Annotated in this window: 6 protein-coding genes; 4 read left to right on the top strand and 2 right to left on the bottom strand. The window is 63.7% G+C overall.

The features are described from left to right. Positions 1-192: 192 nt before the first annotated feature. Positions 193-444, top strand: a complete 252-nt coding sequence (locus B4E30_RS06870; protein WP_194385053.1) for a type II toxin-antitoxin system Phd/YefM family antitoxin — start codon at positions 193-195, stop codon at positions 442-444. Further along, positions 441-701, top strand: a complete 261-nt coding sequence (locus B4E30_RS06865; RefSeq protein ID WP_194385054.1) for a Txe/YoeB family addiction module toxin — start codon at positions 441-443, stop codon at positions 699-701. Before B4E30_RS06870 ends, B4E30_RS06865 begins: the two co-directional genes overlap by 4 nt. A 43-nt stretch (positions 702-744) precedes the next feature. On the opposite strand, the gene B4E30_RS06860 is transcribed toward B4E30_RS06865, so the two are convergent. Continuing rightward, positions 745-1,245 carry a GNAT family N-acetyltransferase gene (locus tag B4E30_RS06860; RefSeq protein ID WP_286794208.1) on the bottom strand — a complete coding sequence of 167 codons (501 nt, stop codon included), beginning with the start codon at positions 1,243-1,245 and terminating at the stop codon, positions 745-747. A 70-nt stretch (positions 1,246-1,315) separates the two neighbouring features. Next, complete coding sequence (locus B4E30_RS06855; protein WP_286794206.1) at positions 1,316-1,696, bottom strand: hypothetical protein; 381 nt, start codon at positions 1,694-1,696, stop codon at positions 1,316-1,318. 333 nt (positions 1,697-2,029) lie between these two features. On the opposite strand from B4E30_RS06855, the gene B4E30_RS06850 reads away from it, so the two are divergent. Further along, positions 2,030-2,455: a hypothetical protein gene (locus B4E30_RS06850; RefSeq protein WP_286794204.1), complete on the top strand. Its 426-nt coding sequence runs from the start codon at positions 2,030-2,032 to the stop codon at positions 2,453-2,455. Between the two features lie 134 nt (positions 2,456-2,589). Further along, positions 2,590-3,051, top strand: a complete 462-nt coding sequence (locus B4E30_RS06845) for a GNAT family N-acetyltransferase (protein ID WP_286794202.1) — start codon at positions 2,590-2,592, stop codon at positions 3,049-3,051. Positions 3,052-3,233 lie beyond the last annotated feature (182 nt).

Raw genomic sequence — 3,233 nt, 5'->3', positions numbered from 1 at the left:
ATTCATGCGACAGCCTCTGCTCTGTGACCTATGGAGGCAAGGACCATCGCGCGGACGAAGTCTCCCTACCGATAGCGACGTTGGCCGTTCTCGGACCTCACCGGCGGAAGTGCTGCAATGCGCGATCACCGGTCCTCGACCGGTCGTAGAGTGGTACCGTTTTACGTACTACTCAACGAGGGGTGTGCCACCATGTCCGCGATCACCGCGACCGAAGCGCGAAAGAGCCTGTTCGGGCTCATTCAGCAGGTCAACGAGGACCACACGACCGTTGAAGTCGTCTCCCGCCGCGGCAACGCCGTGATCATGTCCAAGGACGACTTCGACGCACTGACCGAGACGGCCTACCTCCTGCGCAACCCTGCGAACGCGGAGCGACTGCTCGAGGCTGTCGAGCGCGCACGCCGCGGCGAGTTTCAGCAGCACGACCTCCTTGACGCGTGACGCGATCGCTTGCCTTCGACCCGAACGGGTGGGAGGACTACGTCTACTGGCAGACACAGGACCGCAAGACGCTGAAGCGGATCAACCTGCTGATCGCGGATGTCGTTCGTGATCCGTTCGACGGCATCGGGAAACCCGAACCGCTCCGTCACGTTCTTTCCGGCGCCTGGTCTCGTCGCATCGACGAGAAGAACCGACTCGTCTATTACGTGACCGATGACCACATCGTCATACTGCAGGCGCGAGACCACTACTGAATCACAGGGGCGCGGATGCCGGTCCGTCGGCGGTCAACGAAGGCTACCTCGCAGCGCCGAGTGGCTTGACCATGTTGAAGTTTGTCATCGGCACGCCAGCTGAAGCAGGACGCTGTTGGGCTACCACCACAAAACCGTGGTGCTCAAAGAGTGGTCGCGCGGTGATGCTTACGTCCGCCGAGAGCGCTACGGCGCCAGCGGTGCGCGCTTCGGTCTCCATCCGGCTGAGGAGGGCGGTAGCCACGCCGCGACGGGAGTGGCGGGAGGAGACAAACATCATGTCGATGTACCCCGCCGGACTAACATCGGAGAATCCCGCGACCGCGCCGTCGACGAGCGCAACGTAACTATTGCGGTTGCTCATCGCACGGTTCCAGTCAGCCACATTCCGTTGCTCCGGGCGCGCCCACGCACTGATCTGCTCCGGCGAGTAGTCAGCTGCGGCGGTCACTGTCACCGCATCGAGAAACACAGCGAGCGTTGGTCCTGCGTCCTCGCTTCGATACGAACGAATCTTGACCCGTGACACGCGCTGACGGTCCACACAGCAATCGTCCCAGGAGCATCGCCGCACGTCGACCGGTCGCCGAGCGCCAGTCGCTGCGTGATGCGCGTCACTGCCTGTGCCGCGACCACTCTCGGTTCACAGTGACCGCGTCGACGGACCACTCAACGTCCAGCGCGCTGGTGAGAAGGTCGATGAATCCGCCCTCGCCAGCGGGGCGTATATCGTCGTACACGCCATCGTCCAGAAGGTATTCACCGGCGGTGTCGAAAAGCTGCCGGTGAGGTAGCTCGAGGAAGTATCCGATGACCGGTCCACTCCCGGTGCCTTCTTCGCGTACGGGGTCGACCAGGACGTACTCGCCCTCGGCGGATCCTTTGCCGATCCGTCCGGCAATCCCGTGCCTCAGCCATTCCGAGACTGGCGGGACCCGAGGATCGGCGGGAATCGGCTCGGGGGCTGCTCCCCAATTACCTCGCTGTCGACGCATGAACCAACGCTAGGGCGTTGCCGTCGATTGAGGGTCCGTCAACGGGCTAGAGACCAGGGACGTGAGACGATGGCGGCGTGATCGAACCGATGCGAGTCGTCGTCGATGGTGAAGAGTTCGACGTTGTGAGAGACGGCAGCTCGATCCACCACACATGGGTGAGCGGCCCGAACGCGGGCTACGGATTCTCGATCGGAGGGTCTGGCGCCGCGACGCGCACGGACAGTGAGGTTCGATCCGAGATCCGCGCGTTCCTATCTGGGATCGACCCACGCACCGGCTATCTGGCCGAATGATGGTGCTCTACTGAACGGCTGTCGGTAGGGTCAATCCGTGGCAAGAGCAACCTCCGGCGGAGGGGAGGTCTTCGCCGAGGGGGATCTGGGGGAGCTGTCCATCGGAGGCGCGGTGGTTGGCTGGGTGCGTCTTCACGTTTCTCGTGGCGCGGTCACGTGGGAACGTGACCGCTGGTGGAGGCTATCGATAGACCGGGAGCAGTGGCTCGACATCGACGAGTGGACTCTCGATGGGCTAGGGCGACTCCGGTACGACCGGCTCCAAGGGGGGCCGGCGTCTGCCTTCGACTACATGCACCGGGGCGAGTACCAAGTATTGGCCTCGCAGTTGCCGATTGAGGCTCGCGCATCAAGCAACTCGGACGACGAGATCACGGTGCAGCTGAGGTGGTTGCGAGGAGACGAACGAATCCAGGCGCTTGAGGAGCTGGACCGGGCACAGTCGGAGCCGCCTGCTCAATAGAAGCCAGTGTCCGCACCGTAGGCGGTCCATCAGCGGGCGACCAAGTTCTCAAGTCGCCAGGCTGCGTACTCCTAGCGGTGCCGCGAGGGATGGCGGCGCTAATGAGGTGACGGGCTCGTCGGTAGTCTCAGAGGGTGCTGATTTCGGTTGATGATCCGAGGGCAGCCGACGTGCTCGCGCTGCTTGAAGAGCATCTGCGGGAGATGTTCGAGACGTCGCCAGCTGAGAGCGTGCATGCGCTTGACTCTGATGCGCTCGCGCATCCGAGCATCACTTTCTGGAGTGTGCGTGACGCCGAAACCGGCGCGCTGCTCGGCATCGGGGCATTGAAGCAGCACGACGCCGTGATGGGTGAGCTCAAGTCGATGCGCACGAGCATCGCAGCCCGCGGTCGTGGGGTGGCGAGCGCAGTGCTGACGGCGATCCTCCAGGAGTGTCGGGCCCGCGGGTTACGCGAGGTCAACCTCGAAACCGGTACGCAGGACTACTTCGCACCTGCTCGCGCTCTCTACGCGAAGTACGGATTCCGCGTCCGCGGGCCGTTCGCCGACTACGTTGAGGATCCGAACAGCGCCTACTTCCGACTCTCGGTCTGAACGCCTCAGCGTGAGTGAACCTTCGGGGCGCATTGCCCGTGGGCATGGGTGGTGCGCCTGGTGTGGCGCGAGCAATGCCCGAATAGCTCGCCCGATGCGATGCGCGCAGGGCGAACCCCAACCGCACCTCGAAAAGCGCGACGGCGTCCTCGCAACCGCCGCTCCCGGAATACCGAGTCGCG

The organism is Microbacterium sp. UBA3394 (assembly GCF_002358725.1).
In the GTDB taxonomy this organism is placed as follows: Bacteria; Actinomycetota; Actinomycetes; order Actinomycetales; family Microbacteriaceae; genus Microbacterium; species Microbacterium luteum.
This window is presented reverse-complemented; position numbering and strand designations above follow the sequence as displayed.